General features: G+C 71.8%; 15 protein-coding genes. 6 read left to right on the top strand and 9 right to left on the bottom strand.

Annotation, left to right across the window (positions count from 1 at the left end):
• Window positions 1-7 precede the first annotated feature (7 nt).
• From QSV35_RS08215 to QSV35_RS08205, 3 genes are read right to left on the bottom strand one after another with little or no spacing between them, the layout of a single operon-like run.
• Entirely contained in the window at window positions 8-964 is a 957-nt protein-coding gene (locus tag QSV35_RS08215) for an acyl-CoA dehydrogenase family protein (RefSeq protein ID WP_286288179.1), read from the bottom strand.
• Window positions 964-2,136 (bottom strand): acyl-CoA dehydrogenase family protein, encoded by a 1,173-nt coding sequence (locus QSV35_RS08210; protein ID WP_286288177.1) that lies wholly within the window; start codon window positions 2,134-2,136, stop codon window positions 964-966. Before QSV35_RS08210 ends, QSV35_RS08215 begins: the two co-directional genes overlap by 1 nt.
• Window positions 2,133-2,987 carry an enoyl-CoA hydratase gene (locus QSV35_RS08205; RefSeq protein ID WP_286288175.1) on the bottom strand — a complete coding sequence of 285 codons (855 nt, stop codon included), beginning with the start codon at window positions 2,985-2,987 and terminating at the stop codon, window positions 2,133-2,135. Before QSV35_RS08205 ends, QSV35_RS08210 begins: the two co-directional genes overlap by 4 nt.
• 145 nt (window positions 2,988-3,132) lie before the next feature.
• Between QSV35_RS08205 and QSV35_RS08200 the strand changes: the two genes are divergently transcribed.
• The 3 genes from QSV35_RS08200 to QSV35_RS08190 are packed head-to-tail and all read left to right on the top strand — an operon-like array spanning window position 3,133 to window position 6,283.
• Entirely contained in the window at window positions 3,133-4,293 is a 1,161-nt protein-coding gene (locus QSV35_RS08200) for an acyl-CoA dehydrogenase family protein (RefSeq protein WP_286288472.1), read from the top strand.
• A complete protein-coding gene (locus QSV35_RS08195) occupies window positions 4,290-5,108 on the top strand; it encodes an SDR family oxidoreductase (protein WP_286288174.1) in 819 nt (272 codons plus the stop codon). The genes QSV35_RS08200 and QSV35_RS08195 overlap by 4 nt, the downstream gene beginning before the upstream one ends.
• 23 nt (window positions 5,109-5,131) lie before the next feature.
• Window positions 5,132-6,283 (top strand): acetyl-CoA C-acetyltransferase, encoded by a 1,152-nt coding sequence (locus tag QSV35_RS08190; RefSeq protein ID WP_286288173.1) that lies wholly within the window; start codon window positions 5,132-5,134, stop codon window positions 6,281-6,283.
• A 176-nt stretch (window positions 6,284-6,459) separates the two neighbouring features.
• Here QSV35_RS08190 and QSV35_RS08185 read toward each other — a convergent pair whose 3' ends face one another.
• The 5 genes from QSV35_RS08185 to QSV35_RS08165 are packed head-to-tail and all read right to left on the bottom strand — an operon-like array spanning window position 6,460 to window position 10,855.
• On the bottom strand, window positions 6,460-7,533 hold the full coding sequence (locus QSV35_RS08185; protein ID WP_286288172.1) for an NAD(P)H-dependent flavin oxidoreductase: 1,074 nt from the start codon (window positions 7,531-7,533) through the stop codon (window positions 6,460-6,462).
• Window positions 7,530-8,288 carry a CoA-transferase subunit beta gene (locus QSV35_RS08180; RefSeq protein ID WP_286288170.1) on the bottom strand — a complete coding sequence of 253 codons (759 nt, stop codon included), beginning with the start codon at window positions 8,286-8,288 and terminating at the stop codon, window positions 7,530-7,532. Before QSV35_RS08180 ends, QSV35_RS08185 begins: the two co-directional genes overlap by 4 nt.
• A complete protein-coding gene (locus QSV35_RS08175; RefSeq protein ID WP_286288169.1) occupies window positions 8,285-9,136 on the bottom strand; it encodes a CoA transferase subunit A in 852 nt (283 codons plus the stop codon). Before QSV35_RS08175 ends, QSV35_RS08180 begins: the two co-directional genes overlap by 4 nt.
• Before the next feature lie 7 nt (window positions 9,137-9,143).
• Window positions 9,144-9,902, bottom strand: coding sequence for an enoyl-CoA hydratase family protein (locus tag QSV35_RS08170; protein WP_286288168.1), 759 nt, complete (start codon window positions 9,900-9,902; stop codon window positions 9,144-9,146).
• A 59-nt stretch (window positions 9,903-9,961) separates the two neighbouring features.
• A complete protein-coding gene (locus tag QSV35_RS08165; RefSeq protein ID WP_286288167.1) occupies window positions 9,962-10,855 on the bottom strand; it encodes an SDR family NAD(P)-dependent oxidoreductase in 894 nt (297 codons plus the stop codon).
• A 115-nt stretch (window positions 10,856-10,970) separates the two neighbouring features.
• Between QSV35_RS08165 and QSV35_RS08160 the strand changes: the two genes are divergently transcribed.
• The 3 genes from QSV35_RS08160 to QSV35_RS08150 are packed head-to-tail and all read left to right on the top strand — an operon-like array spanning window position 10,971 to window position 13,593.
• Window positions 10,971-11,876, top strand: a complete 906-nt coding sequence (locus tag QSV35_RS08160; RefSeq protein ID WP_286288166.1) for an SDR family oxidoreductase — start codon at window positions 10,971-10,973, stop codon at window positions 11,874-11,876.
• Window positions 11,873-12,670 carry a MaoC/PaaZ C-terminal domain-containing protein gene (locus tag QSV35_RS08155; RefSeq protein ID WP_286288165.1) on the top strand — a complete coding sequence of 266 codons (798 nt, stop codon included), beginning with the start codon at window positions 11,873-11,875 and terminating at the stop codon, window positions 12,668-12,670. Before QSV35_RS08160 ends, QSV35_RS08155 begins: the two co-directional genes overlap by 4 nt.
• Window positions 12,667-13,593, top strand: coding sequence for an NAD-dependent epimerase/dehydratase family protein (locus QSV35_RS08150; protein ID WP_286288164.1), 927 nt, complete (start codon window positions 12,667-12,669; stop codon window positions 13,591-13,593). The genes QSV35_RS08155 and QSV35_RS08150 overlap by 4 nt, the downstream gene beginning before the upstream one ends.
• Here the strand turns inward: QSV35_RS08150 and coaE are convergent.
• Window positions 13,583-14,212, bottom strand: a complete 630-nt coding sequence (gene coaE, locus QSV35_RS08145; RefSeq protein ID WP_286288163.1) for a dephospho-CoA kinase — start codon at window positions 14,210-14,212, stop codon at window positions 13,583-13,585. The genes QSV35_RS08150 and coaE overlap by 11 nt on opposite strands.
• Window positions 14,213-14,220 lie beyond the last annotated feature (8 nt).

The following is a 14,220-nucleotide window of genomic DNA, read 5'->3' as shown; positions in this document are numbered from 1 at the left end:
GCTCCCGTCAGACTCGGGCGAGCGCGCGGGAGACGCGCGCGCGGTGGAAGGTGGGCGTGCCCCACGCGGCATCGAGCGCCGGGGCGAGAGCGATCCAGAGGCCGACCGGGTGCTCGGCGGTGTAGCCGATCGCACCATGGACCTGCAAAGCCGTCCGTGCGGCGCGCCGGGCGGCCGCACCCGCGGCGACCTTGGCCGCCGACACGTCGCGCGCCCGCGTGGGGCCGTCGAGGGCGAGCGCGGCGGCATGCACGAGCGGGCGCGCGAAGCTCAGCGCGACGCGGACGTCGGCGAGCTGGTGCTTCAGGGCTTGGTAGGCGCCGACCTGCTGCCCGAACTGCTCACGGATCTTCGCGTATTCGACCGCCTCGTGGAGGAGTCGCTCGCCGGCCCCCACCAGCTGGGCGGCCGCGGCGAGGGACGCCTCGTCGAGGGCGCCGCTGAGAGTCTCGCGGTCGAGTGGCGTGCGTGCGCCGGGCGTCAGGGCGTTCAGGCGTCGGACCCGCGCAAGGGAGGCGATGGATGCCCCGGCCGCCGCCGGCGCGATGCCCTCGTCGTCGATCGCGAACCGCAGGGCTGCGGCATCGGCATCCAGCGCGAACGGTGCGACGCGCTCGACGCAGGCCGTCGCGACCGCGCCGCCGGCGAGCTCGGCGCGCGTCGACGCGTCGACGAGACGCGGCAGTAGCGCCAGGCTCTCCAGGTACGGGCCGGGCACGGCGTGGTAGCCGAGCCGCTCGAAGACGACGACGAGGTCGACGGCGCTGCCGCCGAGACCGCCGTCCTCCTCGGGGAGCCGGAGCCCGCCGAGACCGAGCTCGGCGAACTGCCGCCACAGCTCGAGACCGGGGGCGGTGTCGCCCGCCGCCCACGCCTGGGGGATGTCGGTGCCGCCGTGCCCGTCGACGATCTCGTCGACGGCCTCCGCGAAGGCGAGCTGCTCGTCGGTGGGGAGAAAGCGCATCATGCCCTCCTTCGGTCGCCGCGCGGGAGTCCGAGGATCCGCTCCGCCACGATATTGCGCTGGATCTCGTTCGTGCCGGCATAGATGGGCCCGGCGAGGGCGAACAGGTAGTCGTCGGCCCAGCGGCCGTCGTCGACGGCCTCCGGCCCGCGCAGTTCGGCGAGAGGGCCGAGCAGGCGGAGTCCGGTCTCCTGGATGTGGAGGTCCAGCTGCGACCAGAAGAGCTTGTTCATGCTGCCCTCCGCTCCGACGTCGGCACCCTCGAGCATCCGGCTCACGGTATTCCACGTGAAGAGGCGGTAGGCCTCGGCGCCGATCCACGCGTCCGCCACCGAGTCGGCGGCGCCAGGGTCGCTGGGGTCGTCCTCGAGCCACAGCTCTGCGAGCCGGTCGGCCGCCGCGAGGAACCGTCCGGGAGAGCGCAGCGAGAGCCCGCGCTCGTTGCCCGCGGTGCTCATCGCGACGCGCCATCCGTCGCCCGGCGCACCCAGGACGTCGTCGTCGGGGACGAACACGTCGTCGAAGAAGATCTCGGCGAAACCCGTGCCACCGTCGAGCTGCTCGATCGCGCGGACGGTGATGCCCGGCGCATCCAGCGGGAACAGGAAGTAGGTGAGCCCGCGATGCCGCTCGGCCTCGGGGTCGGAGCGGAACAGGCCGAATCCGCGGTCGGCCCAGACGGCGCGCGAGCTCCAGATCTTCTGGCCGTTGAGGACCCAGCCGCCGCGCGCATCGTCGCGCCGCGCCGTGCTGCGGATCGCGGCGAGGTCGGATCCGGCGCCCGGCTCCGACCAGGCCTGCGCCCAGATGGTCGTGCCGTTCGCCATGTCGGTGAGGTACTTCGCGCGCTGCTCGTCGGTGCCGTGCTCGAACACGATCGGGGCGAGCAGGGAGATGCCGTTCTGCGCGACGCGGGTCGGAGCGCCGGCGCGGTAGTACTCCTCCTCGAACAGCACCCACTCCACGAGACCGCCGGCGCGGCCGCCGTACTCCTCGGGCCACGACACGACGGACCAGCCGCCCTCGGCGAGCTCGGCCTCCCACGCCCGGTGGGCGGCGAAGCCTTCCGCGGTGTCCATCGACGGCAGGCGCGGGTCGGGGACGTGCGCGGCGAGCCATGCGCGCGCCTCGGCCGCGAACGCCTCCTGCTCGGGGGTCAGGTCGAGATTCACTGCGGTCCTCCCGCGTCGCGGATCGATCGGATGCCGACGCCGGCGAGCGAGTCGCCCTGCACTTCGGCGTTGTGGGCGTGCGCGGCGTGGTGCAGTCCGAACACCGAGTCCATTCCGGCCCGCAGGCCCTGCAGATCCTCGGCCTGGTTGACGGCCTTCTTGGTGAGGGCGAGGCCCAGTCGCGGCATCTGCGCGATGCGCTCCGCGAGCGCGACGGTCTCGGTCTCGAGGTCCGCGCGCGGGAACACGTGGTTCACCATCCCGAGCTCGTAGGCGCGCTGCGCCGGCATCCGGTCGCCCGTGTAGAGCATCTCCTTCGCCGCGCGGGGGTTCGTGACCCACGGGTGGGCGAAGAACTCGACGCCGGGGATCCCCATCCGCACGACCGGATCCTGGAAGAACGCGTCGTCGGAGGCCACGATGAAGTCGCACGACCAGGCGAGCATGAGTCCGCCCGCGATGCAGGCGCCCTGGACCATCGCGATCATGGGCTTCGGGATCTCGCGCCACCGTCGGCACATGCCGAGGTAGACCTCCGACTCGCGGGCGAACCGCGAGTCGACGCCCTCGGCTCCGACGTGGTCCCACCAGATGACGGCCTTGCGTTCGAAGCTCTTGTCGATGTCGCGATCGGGGGTGCCGATGTCGTGCCCGGCGCAGAAGTGGTCGCCGTTGCCGGCGAGCACGATGACCTTGACCGCGTCGTCGTTCACCGCGGCGGTGAAGGCGGCGTCGAGGGCGTATGTGACGCGGGAGTTCTGCGCGTTGCGGTATTCGGGGCGGTTCAGGCGCACGAACGCCACCGGCCCGCGCACGTCGTACTCGACGACGCCGTCGATGTCAGCGGTCATCCCGAGCTCCTCTCTGAACTCTGGTCGCGGGGCCCCGGCATTCTGCCGGTGAGCACTTGACCAAACAATTGCTTGGTTGTTGATACTATACGAGAAGCAGAGTCGATGACCAAGGGCGGCACGGCGAGGAGACGATGACGTGGACATGACCTACTCCGCGGAGGACGAGGCCTTCCGCGCGGAGATCCGCGGGTGGCTGACGGAGAACCTGACCGGCCGCTTCGCCGCGCTCCGCGGCCTCGGCGGTTCCGGGCGCGAGCACGAGGCCTTCGAAGAGCGCCTCGGGTGGAACCGGCACATGGCGGCCGCCGGCTGGACGTGCGTCGCGTGGCCCGTCGAGCACGGCGGCCGCGGGCTCAGCATCGCCCAGCAGGTGATCTTCCACGAGGAGTACGCGCGCTCGGGCGCGCCCGCCCGGGTGAACCACCTCGGCGAAGAGCTCCTCGGTCCGACCCTCATCGCCTTCGGCACGCCCGAGCAGCAGGCCCGGTTCCTGCCGAAGATCGTCGCGGTCGAAGAGCTGTGGGCCCAGGGCTACTCCGAGCCGGGAGCCGGATCCGACCTCGCCGCCGTGTCGACGCGCGCGCGTCTGCAGAACGGGCGCTGGATCATCGACGGGCAGAAGGTGTGGACCTCGCTCGCCCAGCACGCGCAGTGGTGCTTCGTCGTCGCGCGCACCGGCGAGGGCGCTCGCCGCCACGACGGCCTGTCGTATCTGCTCGTACCGCTCGACCAGGCAGGCGTCGACGTGCGCCCCATCCTGCAGCTGACCGGCACGAGCGAGTTCAACGAGGTGTTCTTCGACGGCGCGGCGACCGACGCGGATCTCGTCGTCGGCGAGATCGGCGGCGGCTGGAAGGTCGCCATGGGCACGCTCGGCTTCGAGCGAGGGGTGTCGACGCTCGCGCAGCAGATCGGGTTCCGCCGCGAGCTCGACCGCGTGATCGAGAAGGCGCGTGAGACCGGGCGCATCGACGACCCCGCATTGCGCGACCGCATCACCCGGGCGCACATGGATCTCGAGGTCATCCGCCTGCACGCGCTGCGCACGCTCGGCGGCGACCAGGGATACGACGCCTCGGTCGCGAAGCTCCTCTGGTCGCAGTGGCATCGCTCGCTGGGCGAGCTGGCGATGGATGCGGCCGGCCCCTCGGGTCTCACGGTCGGGGAGCCGTACGAGCTCGACGACCTGCAGTCCCTCTTCCTCTTCAGCCGGGCCGACACGATCTACGGCGGCTCCGACGAGATCCAGCGCAATGTCATCGCCGAGCGCGTGCTCGGCCTGCCCCGGGAGGCCCGTTCATGACCACCACGTCGAGCACCGCATCGAACTCCGCATCCACCGCCCCCGCCTACGTGGCCGGCCACGGCCTCCTCGACGGGCTGCGGATCGTCATCACCGCGGCTGCAGGAGCCGGCATCGGCAGCGCCGCGGCCGTCCGCTGCCTCGAGGAGGGGGCCGCGCTCGTCGTCATCGGCGACACGCACGCCGGCCGGCTCGAGCAGAGCCGCGCCGAGCTCGCCGAGCGCTTCGGCGCCGACCGCGTGCGCGCGGCCGTGTGCGACGTGACGGTCGAGGAGCAGGTCGCGGCTCTGCTCGACGTCGGGGAGGAGGGCGGTCCGATCGACGTCATGATCAACAACGCCGGCCTCGGCGGCACCGCCTCGATCCTCGAGATGCCCGACGAGCAGTGGGGGAAGGTCATCGACGTGACACTGACCGGCACGTTCCGCTGCATCCGCGCGGCGGGACGCCGGATGGTGGATGCCGGGCACCCCGGCGTCATCGTCAACAACGCGTCCGTCATCGGGTGGCGCGCGCAGGAGGGCCAGGCCCACTACGCGGCGGCGAAGGCGGGTGTGATGGCCCTCACCCGGTCGGCGGCGAAGGACCTCGCGCCGCACGGCATCCGCGTCAACGCCGTCTCGCCGAGCCTCGCGATGCATCCCTTCCTCGAGAAGGTCACGAGCCCCGAGCTCCTCGAGGAGCTCAAGAGCCGCGAGGCGTTCGGCCGCGCCGCCGAACCGTGGGAGGTCGCCAACGTCATGGTCTTCCTCGCCAGCGCCTACTCGTCGTACATGACCGGCGAGGTCGTCGCCGTCAGCAGCCAGCACGCCTGAACGCACTCCTGAAAGGAGCTCGCATGACCACCGCCTACATCGTCGATGCCGTCCGCAGTCCCGTGGGCAAGCGCGGCGGCGCGCTCGCCGGCATCCACTCCGCCGATCTCGGCGCGCACGCCATCCGGTCGCTCGTGGAGCGCACCGGCATCGATCCCGCCGCCGTCGACGACGTCATCATGGGCTGCACCGACACGATCGGATCGCAGGCCGGCAATGTCGCCCGCACCGCGTGGCTGGCAGCGGGCCTTCCCGAGCACGTGCCCGGCGTCACCATCGACCGCCAGTGCGGGTCGAGCCAGCAGTCGGTGCACTTCGCGGCCCAGGCCGTCATGAGCGGCACGAACGACCTGGTCGTCGCCGGCGGCCTGCAGAACATGTCGGCCATCCCCATCTCGTCGGCGATGAACGTGGGCGCACAGTTCGGCTTCACGACGCCGTTCGCGGAGTCGGAGGGGTGGCAGGCGCGCTACGGCGACCAGGAGGTCTCCCAGTTCCGCGCGGCCGAGATGATCGCCGAGCACTGGGACATCTCCCGTGAGGAGATGGAGGCCTTCGCCTACGAGAGCCACCGCCGCGCGATCACGGCGACCGACGAGGGGCGCTTCACGTCGCAGATCGCCCCGCTCGCCGGGCTCTCGGTCGACCAGGGCCCGCGCCGCGACACCTCGCTCGAGAAGATGGCCGCACTCGCGACGCTCGTCGAGGGCGGGCGCATCACCGCTGCCGTCGCCTCGCAGATCTCCGACGCCTCGAGCGCCGTGCTCGTCGCCTCCGAGCGGGCGGTCGCCGACCACGGTCTCACGCCTCGCGCGCGCATCCACCACATCTCGGTGCGCGCCGCGGACCCGGTCTGGATGCTGACGGCCCCCATCCCCGCGACGGCCTACGCCCTCGAGCGCGCCGGCATGACGATCGACGACATCGACCTCTTCGAGGTGAACGAGGCGTTCGCCTCCGTCGTCCTCGCGTGGATGAAGGAGACCGGCGCCGACCACGCGAAGGTCAACGTCAACGGCGGCGGCATCGCCCTCGGGCACCCGATCGGCGCCACCGGCACCCGGCTCATGACGACGCTGCTCAACGAACTCGAGCGCACCGGCGGCCGCTACGGCCTGCAGACGATGTGCGAGGGCGGCGGCGTCGCCAACGTGACGATCATCGAGCGGCTGTAGGAGCCGCACACGACGAATGGCCGGTCGGGCCGCGGGTTGGCCCTTCCGCATATGGGCGCACCGCATTCCGCCGCAGCCGCCCACCGACCGTTGACTTGCCCTAGAAGTACGACACGCCAGGCGTGTCGCGTACTTCTAAGGCAAGTCAACGTCTGTGAGCGAGCCCAGCCGGTGCGTCAGCGGATGACGGCGGCGGACGCCGCATCCAGGCGCTCGACGGCCTGGCGCACGATGCGGTCGACGAGCTCCTCGCAGCTCGGGAGGTCGTCGATCACTCCGACGACCTGGCCGGAGGCCAGCATCCCGGCTTTGGTATCGCCCTCCACAAGTCCGGCCTTGAGCAGGATCGGTGTGTTCGCCGCCTGGCTCATCTGCGCGAGCGTGCGGCCGGACGCCTTGCGCATCGCGAGGCCGTCCTTGAGGTAGGCCGGCCAGCTCAGCCCGCTCATCTTGCGGAATTCGAGGGCGCGCCGCAGGTTCGGGATGAGGGTGCGCACGCGCCCCGTGTGCTCCAGCTGCTCGACGTACTCGGTGCGCAGGAGCCGGTGCGGCATCCCGTCGGCGCGCGTCGTCACGACCGTGCCGTCGAGGCCGAAGCCGAGGTAGCGCTGCTTGATCTGCTCCGGGACGGCGCTGTCGCTCGTGAGGAGGAACCGGGTACCCATGCCGATGCCCACGGCGCCGTACGAGAGGGCGGCGGCGAGCCCGCGCCCGTCGAAGAAACCGCCCGCGGCGATGACGGGGATGTCAACGGCCGAGACGACCGAGGGAAGCAGCAGCGTCGTCGGAACAGCGCCGGTATGGCCGCCGCCCTCGCCGCCCTGGATCATGACGGCGTCGGCTCCCCACGCGGCCACCTTCTCCGCGTGCCGGGCGGCGCCGATCGACGGGATCACGACGATGTCGTGCTCCTTGAGCTTCGCGATGAGCTCCTGCTTCGGGGCGAGCGCGAAGGACGCGACCTTGACGTCGTGCCGGATGAGGAGGTCGGCGCGGGCCACCGCATCGCCGGCGTCGGCGCGGAGGTTGACGCCGAACGGGCGGTCCGTGCGCGACTTCACCTCGATGATCGCCTTCTCGAGCTCGTCGAGCGTCATCGTGGCGGAGGCGAGGATGCCGAGCGCCCCGGCCTTCGCGGTCGCGGTGACGAGCCGGGGGCCGGCGACCCAGCCCATGCCGGTCTGGACGATGGGGTGGTCGACGCCGGTCAGCTCGGTGAGCGGCGTGCGGAGCATCGGCGGGGTGGTCATGACGACGGCACCTCTTTCTCGCGTCGGGCGCGCGGGTCGAGCAGCGTGCGGATCAGGTGCAGCTCCTCGTCGGTGGGGATCCGGGTGGTGGGGATGCCGGCCGGGATGTCCAGGTCGAATCCGGTGGCCGACTGGACGTCGGAAGCGCTGACACCCGGATGGATGCTCGCCACGGCCATCGTCCCACCCGGGCCGGACAGGTCGAGGACGGCGAGGTTCGTCACGATGCGGCGCACGTCGTGGAATCGTCCGGCCGCGCCGAGCGCTTCCGCCCGCGCGCGGCCGAGGCCCGTGACGACGTCGACGCTCTCGACGAAGACGCGCGTCGAGTGCCGGGCGATCCAGTAGCTCGTCGTGTGGTTGAGCGTGTTGGTGGATGCGGCCCGCGCGCCGAGGAGCTGCCTGGTCGGCCGATCGCGGTCGCCGATGGCCGACAGGTTCTGGTTGCCGTACCGGTCGAGCTGCGCGGCGCCCATGACGACGTGCCGTTGGCCGCGCGCCATGAGGTCGAACAGCGCCCGGTACGGCAGTGACCCCTCGGGGACGCGGAACGGCTCGTCGATCGCAGGGGTGTCCGCGTAGAGGGTGGCCTCGCCGTCGCTCAGCAGCAGCTGCGGCGCGTGCGTCAGCCGGGCCAGGCGCGCACCGATGGCGGCGATGGTCCCTGTCGGGCTCGCAAGGATCTCGCCGTCGCCGCGGAAGAGATCGCTGCACGCGGCGATCGCGACCTCGGCGCGCGTCGCATCCGCCGTCATCGCTCGATCCCCTCGATCGCCGCGCGATACTCGTCGTCGGTCACTGCGACGAAGCGGTCGTAGAAGTCGCGCCAGGCAGCCGGATCGGCGGCGGATGCCGCATACCGGCGCTGGAACTCCTCATCCCGCGGATACCCGGGGGAGCACGCCGTGAAATGCGCACCGCCCGGTGCGGCCACGACGTGGTCGACCATCGTGCGGTTCAGCAGCAGCGAGGACGGGACGGCGTCGGCGAACGCTCCGGCCGGCACGATCTCCTCGGCGCTGACGACCGTGCGTTCGGCGGCGAGCGCGAAGAGGTCATCGAAGTAGGGGTCCGTGCCGAGACACTGCGCGTTGCCGCTCTCGTCGGCCCGGTCGAGGTGCAGGAGCGCGAGGTCGAGCGGCACGGCAGGCATCGCCAGCAGTTCCTCGCCGTCGTCGTACGGCGAGCGGACCGTCCGCAGGCGCGGGTTGCGGGTCACGGCGTCGGAGCCGAGACCACTGCGGATCGCCTCGAACGGCAGCCGCCGGCCCGCGGCCCGAAGGCCGGCGACGAGCATCGCCTCGTCGTACTCGACGTTCTCCACCGTGCCCGCCTGTCGGCGGGCGGCGAAGTGCGGATCGATCGCGATCGTGTCGAGCGACACGAATCCGTGGATCACACGGGCGGCCTGTCCGGTCGCGCACAGGATGCCGACATCCGGCCCGCCGAAGCTCACCACCGTAAGGTCCTGCACCCCGGAGCGCACGACGGCGCGCACGAGCGACATCGGCTTGCGCCGGGAGCCCCACCCGCCGATGCCGATGGTCATCCCGTCGCGGAGGAGTTCCTCCACCGCGGCGGAGGAGATGAGCTTGTCCGTCATGTCGGGGTCAGGTGTCGAGGTTGCCGCCGGTCTCGACGAACGCGTCGCGGTGCTCGTCGGCGACCCCGGCCAGGTTGAGCTCGAACGTGAAGCCCTGCTCGAACCGGTAGCTGCGGTTGACATCGATCGGGTCGATGCCGTTGAGCGCCTCCTTCGCGGCGCGGATGACGCGCGGGTCCTTCGCGGCGACCTCGTCGGCGACCGCGAGCGCGACGTCATCGAGCTCGGCGCGCGGGACGACGCGGTGCACTGTGCCGAGCTCGGCCAGACGTGTCGCCGGCACCGTCGTGCTCGTGTAGTAGAGGGTCCGCATGAGGTGCTGCGGCACGAGGCGGGCGAGGTGCGTCGCGGCTCCAAGCGCCCCTCGGTCGACCTCCGGCACGCCGAAGTACGCATCGTCGGAGGCGACGATGACGTCGCTGTTGCCGACGAGGCCGACCCCGCCGCCGAGGCAGAAGCCGTTCACGGCGGAGATCACGGGCACGGCGCACTCGTAGATGGCCTTGAAGGCGGCGAAGCAGCCGCGGTTCGCGCCGATGAGGGCGTCGAACCCGGTGGAGTTCTGCATCTCCTTGATGTCGACGCCGGCGTTGAAGCCGCGGCCCTCCGCGCGCAGCACCACGACCCTGGTCTCGGGGTCGCGCGTCGCGTCCAGCATGGCGTCCGCGACGGCGTACCAGCCGGCGACCGGCAGTGCGTTGACCGGCGGGTAGTCCATCGTGACGACGCGCACGCCCTTGTGGTGCATCGACGAGCTCACGGTCATGCGAAGCTCCTTTACCTAACGTTTGCTTGGTTCACCCTAGCATCTGCTTGGTTGGTTCGTCATCCACTCCGCAGCCAGCGGTCCCGCACGTCCTCGGTCGACCCCGAGGCGAACATCCGCACCCACGCCGCATCGTCGAGGCTGCGGCGCCGCGCGAGGTTGCGGTGCGCGTCGACGCCGACGGCCGTGCGCAGGGGCGCGTCCGGATCGTCCAGCACGGATGCCACGACCGTGGCGACGTCGTCCGGCACCATCCCGGTCTCGCGATCCGCCTCCACCGCGGCGCGATACCGCGCCTGCATCGCGTCGTAGTCCGGGATCGTGAGGCGCGGCGTGATCTTCTCCCGCATGGCCGTGCGCGTGCTGCCGGGCTGCACGATCGCGACGCGGATGCCGAGCTCGGCCGTCTCCATCGCGAGGGCTTCGAGGCTCGCTTCGAGTGCGCGCTTGGATGCCGAGTACGCCGACCACGTCGGCAGCACCACCGGGGCGGACTGCGAGCTGAGCGCGACGATCGTCCCGCGCCGGCGGGCGCGCATCCCGGGGAGGACCGCCTGGATCGCCCGCAGGGCGCCGAAGTAGTTGATCTCGAAGACCGCGCGGATCTCGTCGAGGGCGAGGTCTTCAAGGGGTGCGCCGACGAAGCGTCCCGCGTTGCAGACGAGGCGGTCCACCGGGCCGTCCGCGGAGAGGATGCCGGCGAAGGCCGCCGCCGAGGCGCCCTCATCCGTGAGGTCCGCGGCGACGAGGGTCAGGTCGAGCCCCTCCGTGGCGGCCTCATCGCGCAGCCGGCCGCAGGCGGCCGGGTCCCGCACGATCGCGCGTACGCGGTCGCCGGCCCTCGCCTGGCGGAGGGCGACGGCGCGGCCGATGCCGGTGCTCGCCCCCGTCACGACCGTGAGAGGAGCGGATGCCCCCGCGCCTGGGTGGTCTGTCGGTTCGTGCGTCGCCATCCTCGCCTCCTTGCGAGTTCCGTGGATCGTGCACCAAACTAACAGTTGCTTGGTACGGTGGGAAGCGCGGCGCATGAGCGCCCAGACTGGGACCACGGACTCGAGGGAGAGAGCTTTGGCGGGAATCTGTGAAGGCCGCGTCGCGATCGTGACGGGCGCCGGCCGGGGACTGGGGCGCGAGCATGCGCTGGAGCTCGCCCGACAGGGCGCGAAGGTCGTCGTCAACGACCTCGGCACCACGCTGAGCGGCGACGGCATCTCGACCGGACCCGCGCAGGATGTCGTCGACATCATCCGCGGCTTCGGCGGGGAGGCGGTCGCCAACGGCGCCGACATCGCCGACTTCGCGCAGGCGAAGACGCTCGTCGACCAGGCGATCGAGACGTTCGGGCGGCTCGACGTCCTCGTCAACAACGCCGGTTTCGTGCGCGATCGCATGCTCGTGAACGCGGAGGAGGACGAGTGGGATGCCGTCATCCGCGTCCACCTGAAGGGTCACTTCGCGCCGCTCCGGCACGCGAGCGCGTACTGGCGCGCCGAGGCGAAGGAGGGGCGCACCCCCGACGCGCGCGTCATCAACACGTCGTCCGGCGCGGGCCTCCAGGGCAGCGTCGGTCAGGCTGCATACTCCGCGGCCAAGGGCGGCATCGCATCTCTCACGCTCGTCGCCGCGCACGAGCTCGCCCGTTACGGGGTGGCCGTCAACGCCATCGCGCCGTCGGCCCGCACCCGCATGACGGAGGGCGCCTTCGCCGAGGCGATGGCCGCGCCCGAGACCGGATTCGACCGGATGGATCCGGCGAACGTCTCCCCGATCGTCGCGTGGCTCGCGAGCGCGGAGTCCGCCGGAGTCACCGGCCGCGTCATCGAGATCGAGGGCGGCCAGGTGACCGTCGAGGAGGGGTGGCGGCACGGGCCGGCGCTCGACCTCGGGCGCAGGTGGGACGCCGCCGAGGCCGGGCCGAAGCTGCGCGAGCTCCTCGCCGCGTCGGCGACGCCCGAGCCGGTGTACGGCGCATGAGCGGGATCCCCGTCTCCGCGGGCGCCTGGGCGGGCCGCGCGCTCGGCGAGCGGACCGTCGCGTACACCGAGCGCGACGCGATCCTCTACGCGCTCGCGGTCGGGGCGAGACCCGGCCGGCTCGACCTCGTCTTCGAGGACCGGCTGCGCGTGCTGCCCACCTTCGGTCTGACCCTCGCGCAGTGGGCGCCGGACATCCTCGCCGAGGCCGGCGCCTTCGACGCCCGTTCGGTGCACGGATCGCAGACGCTCGAGGTGCACGAGCCGCTGCCGCGCTCGGGCGAGCTGACGCTGTCCGCACGCGTCGGGGCGGTGTGGGACAAGGGCTCCGCCGCGGTCTTCGAGGTCGTCGTCGAGTGCCGTCAATTCGCCGCCACGTGGTCGATCTTCGCACCCGGCTCCGGCGGGTTCGGCGGCGACCGAGGGCCGGGGAAGGCCGCGACGGCCGAGCGTGGCGAGCCGCGGATGCTGACGCTCGAGACCGCGGAGAACCAGGCCGCGCTCTACCGGCTGACCGGCGACCGCCATCACATCCACATCGATCCGGAGGCATCCGCCCGCATCGGCCAGCCCCGCCCGATCCTGCAGGGGCTGTGCACGCTGGGGGCCGCGACCATCCCCCTCGCCGACGCCGCCGGCGCGCATCCCGCCGACCTCACCCGGCTGGCGGGGCGCTTCAGCGGTCCGGTGGTGCCGGGCGATCGGCTCGAGATCCGTTCGTGGAGCGACGGCGACTTCGACGTCCGCCGCGACGAGACCGTCGTCATCGACGCCGGTCATGTGGAGTTCGCATGAGCGATCGCGTGCTGGTGGTCGGCGGAACCGGCCTCATCGGAAGCACTGTCGCGGAGCATCTCGCCGAGCGGGGCGATGCCGTCACGATCATGGCCAGGCGACCTGCAGGCGAATCCGACCCGCCGGGCGTCGCCGGCATGCCGCGGCTCGTCGGCGACTACGCCGAGGACGACCTGGATGCGGTATCCCTCGACGGGTTCGACGCCGTCGTCTTCGCGGCGGGCGCCGACATCCGGCACATCCCGGCCGATGTCGACGAGACCGCATTCTGGGACCGCACGCAGGGCGTGGGCGTCCCGCGGTTCGCTGAGGCGGCGCGACGCGCAGGGGTCGGCCGGTTCGTGCAGATCGGCAGCTACTACCACCAGCTGCACCCGGAATGGGCCGAATCGATCCCGTACGTCGCGGCTCGCAAAGCCGCCGACGAGCGCACGCGCGCGCTGAGCGATGACGGGTTCGCTGCGATCACCGTGAACCCGCCGTCGATCGTCGGGGCCGTGCCCGGTCGATCGCTCCGTGGCTGGGGCCGCATGATCTCGTGGGTGCGGGGCGAGCTCGACGCACCGGAGGTGTTCGCCCCTCCGGGCGGGACGAACTACATGTCCGCGCGATCGCTGGCGCAGGCCGTCGCGGGGGCTCTGGCGAACGGCGAGGGCGGCCGGGCGTACCTCGTCGGCGACGCGAACCTGACATATCGCGCGTACTTCCAGCTGATCGCCGACGTCGCAGGGTCGGACGAGGTCATCGTCGAGCGGGATGCCGAGCAGCCGTTCCAGCCGGACCGGTTCATCGTGCAGGGCCGCGGACGCGTGATCGCCTACGAGCCGGATGCGGCCGACACCGCACTCCTCGGCTACGCGCGCGATGACGTGGAGTCCGCGCTCGAGCGGATCGTGCACGCCTCCGACGGTGTCACCCGGTGACGGAGTGAAGGCGGCTCCACAGCTCCGTGACCGATCGCGCGGTGTCCGCGCGGTCACCGTCGGTGCGCAGCACGACGTCGGCGATCGCGATGCGGGCCGTCTCGTCTCCTTGCGCGACGATGCGCGCCCACGCGTGCTCCGGCGAGTATCCGCGTCCGGACACCAGGCGATCGGCTCGCACCTCCGCGGCAGCCTCGACCGTGACGACGAGGTCGTACGTCCACGGCAGGGAGCCGGTGTCGGCCGTGAGCAGCGGGATCTCGTGCGCGACGACCCCGTCGTCCTGCGCCGTGCGCAGCGTCTCGATCGCGTCGACCGTCGCCTTCCGCAGCGCGGGATGCACGATCGCGTTGTAGGCCGCGCGCGCATCCGGGTCCGAGAAGACGCGGTCGGCTGTGCGGGCCCGGTCGAGCGTCCCATCGGGGGCGATGAGGTCGTCGCCGAATCGAGCCGCGATGGCCGCGAGCACGGCGCGACCCCGATCGTCGGCCGGGTCGACCACACGACGCGCCAGTTCGTCGGCGTCGATGAGTCGCGCGCCGCGATCGGTCAGCATGCGGGCCACGGTGCTCTTGCCCGCGCCGATGCCGCCGGTGAGGGCGATGAGACGAAGGGGCACGGATCCAT

It is taken from the genome of Microbacterium candidum, assembly GCF_030315975.1.
Classification (GTDB): Bacteria; Actinomycetota; Actinomycetes; order Actinomycetales; family Microbacteriaceae; genus Microbacterium; species Microbacterium candidum.
The sequence above is the reverse complement of the archived record's forward strand: the minus strand, read 5'-3'. Positions and strand labels throughout refer to the sequence as shown.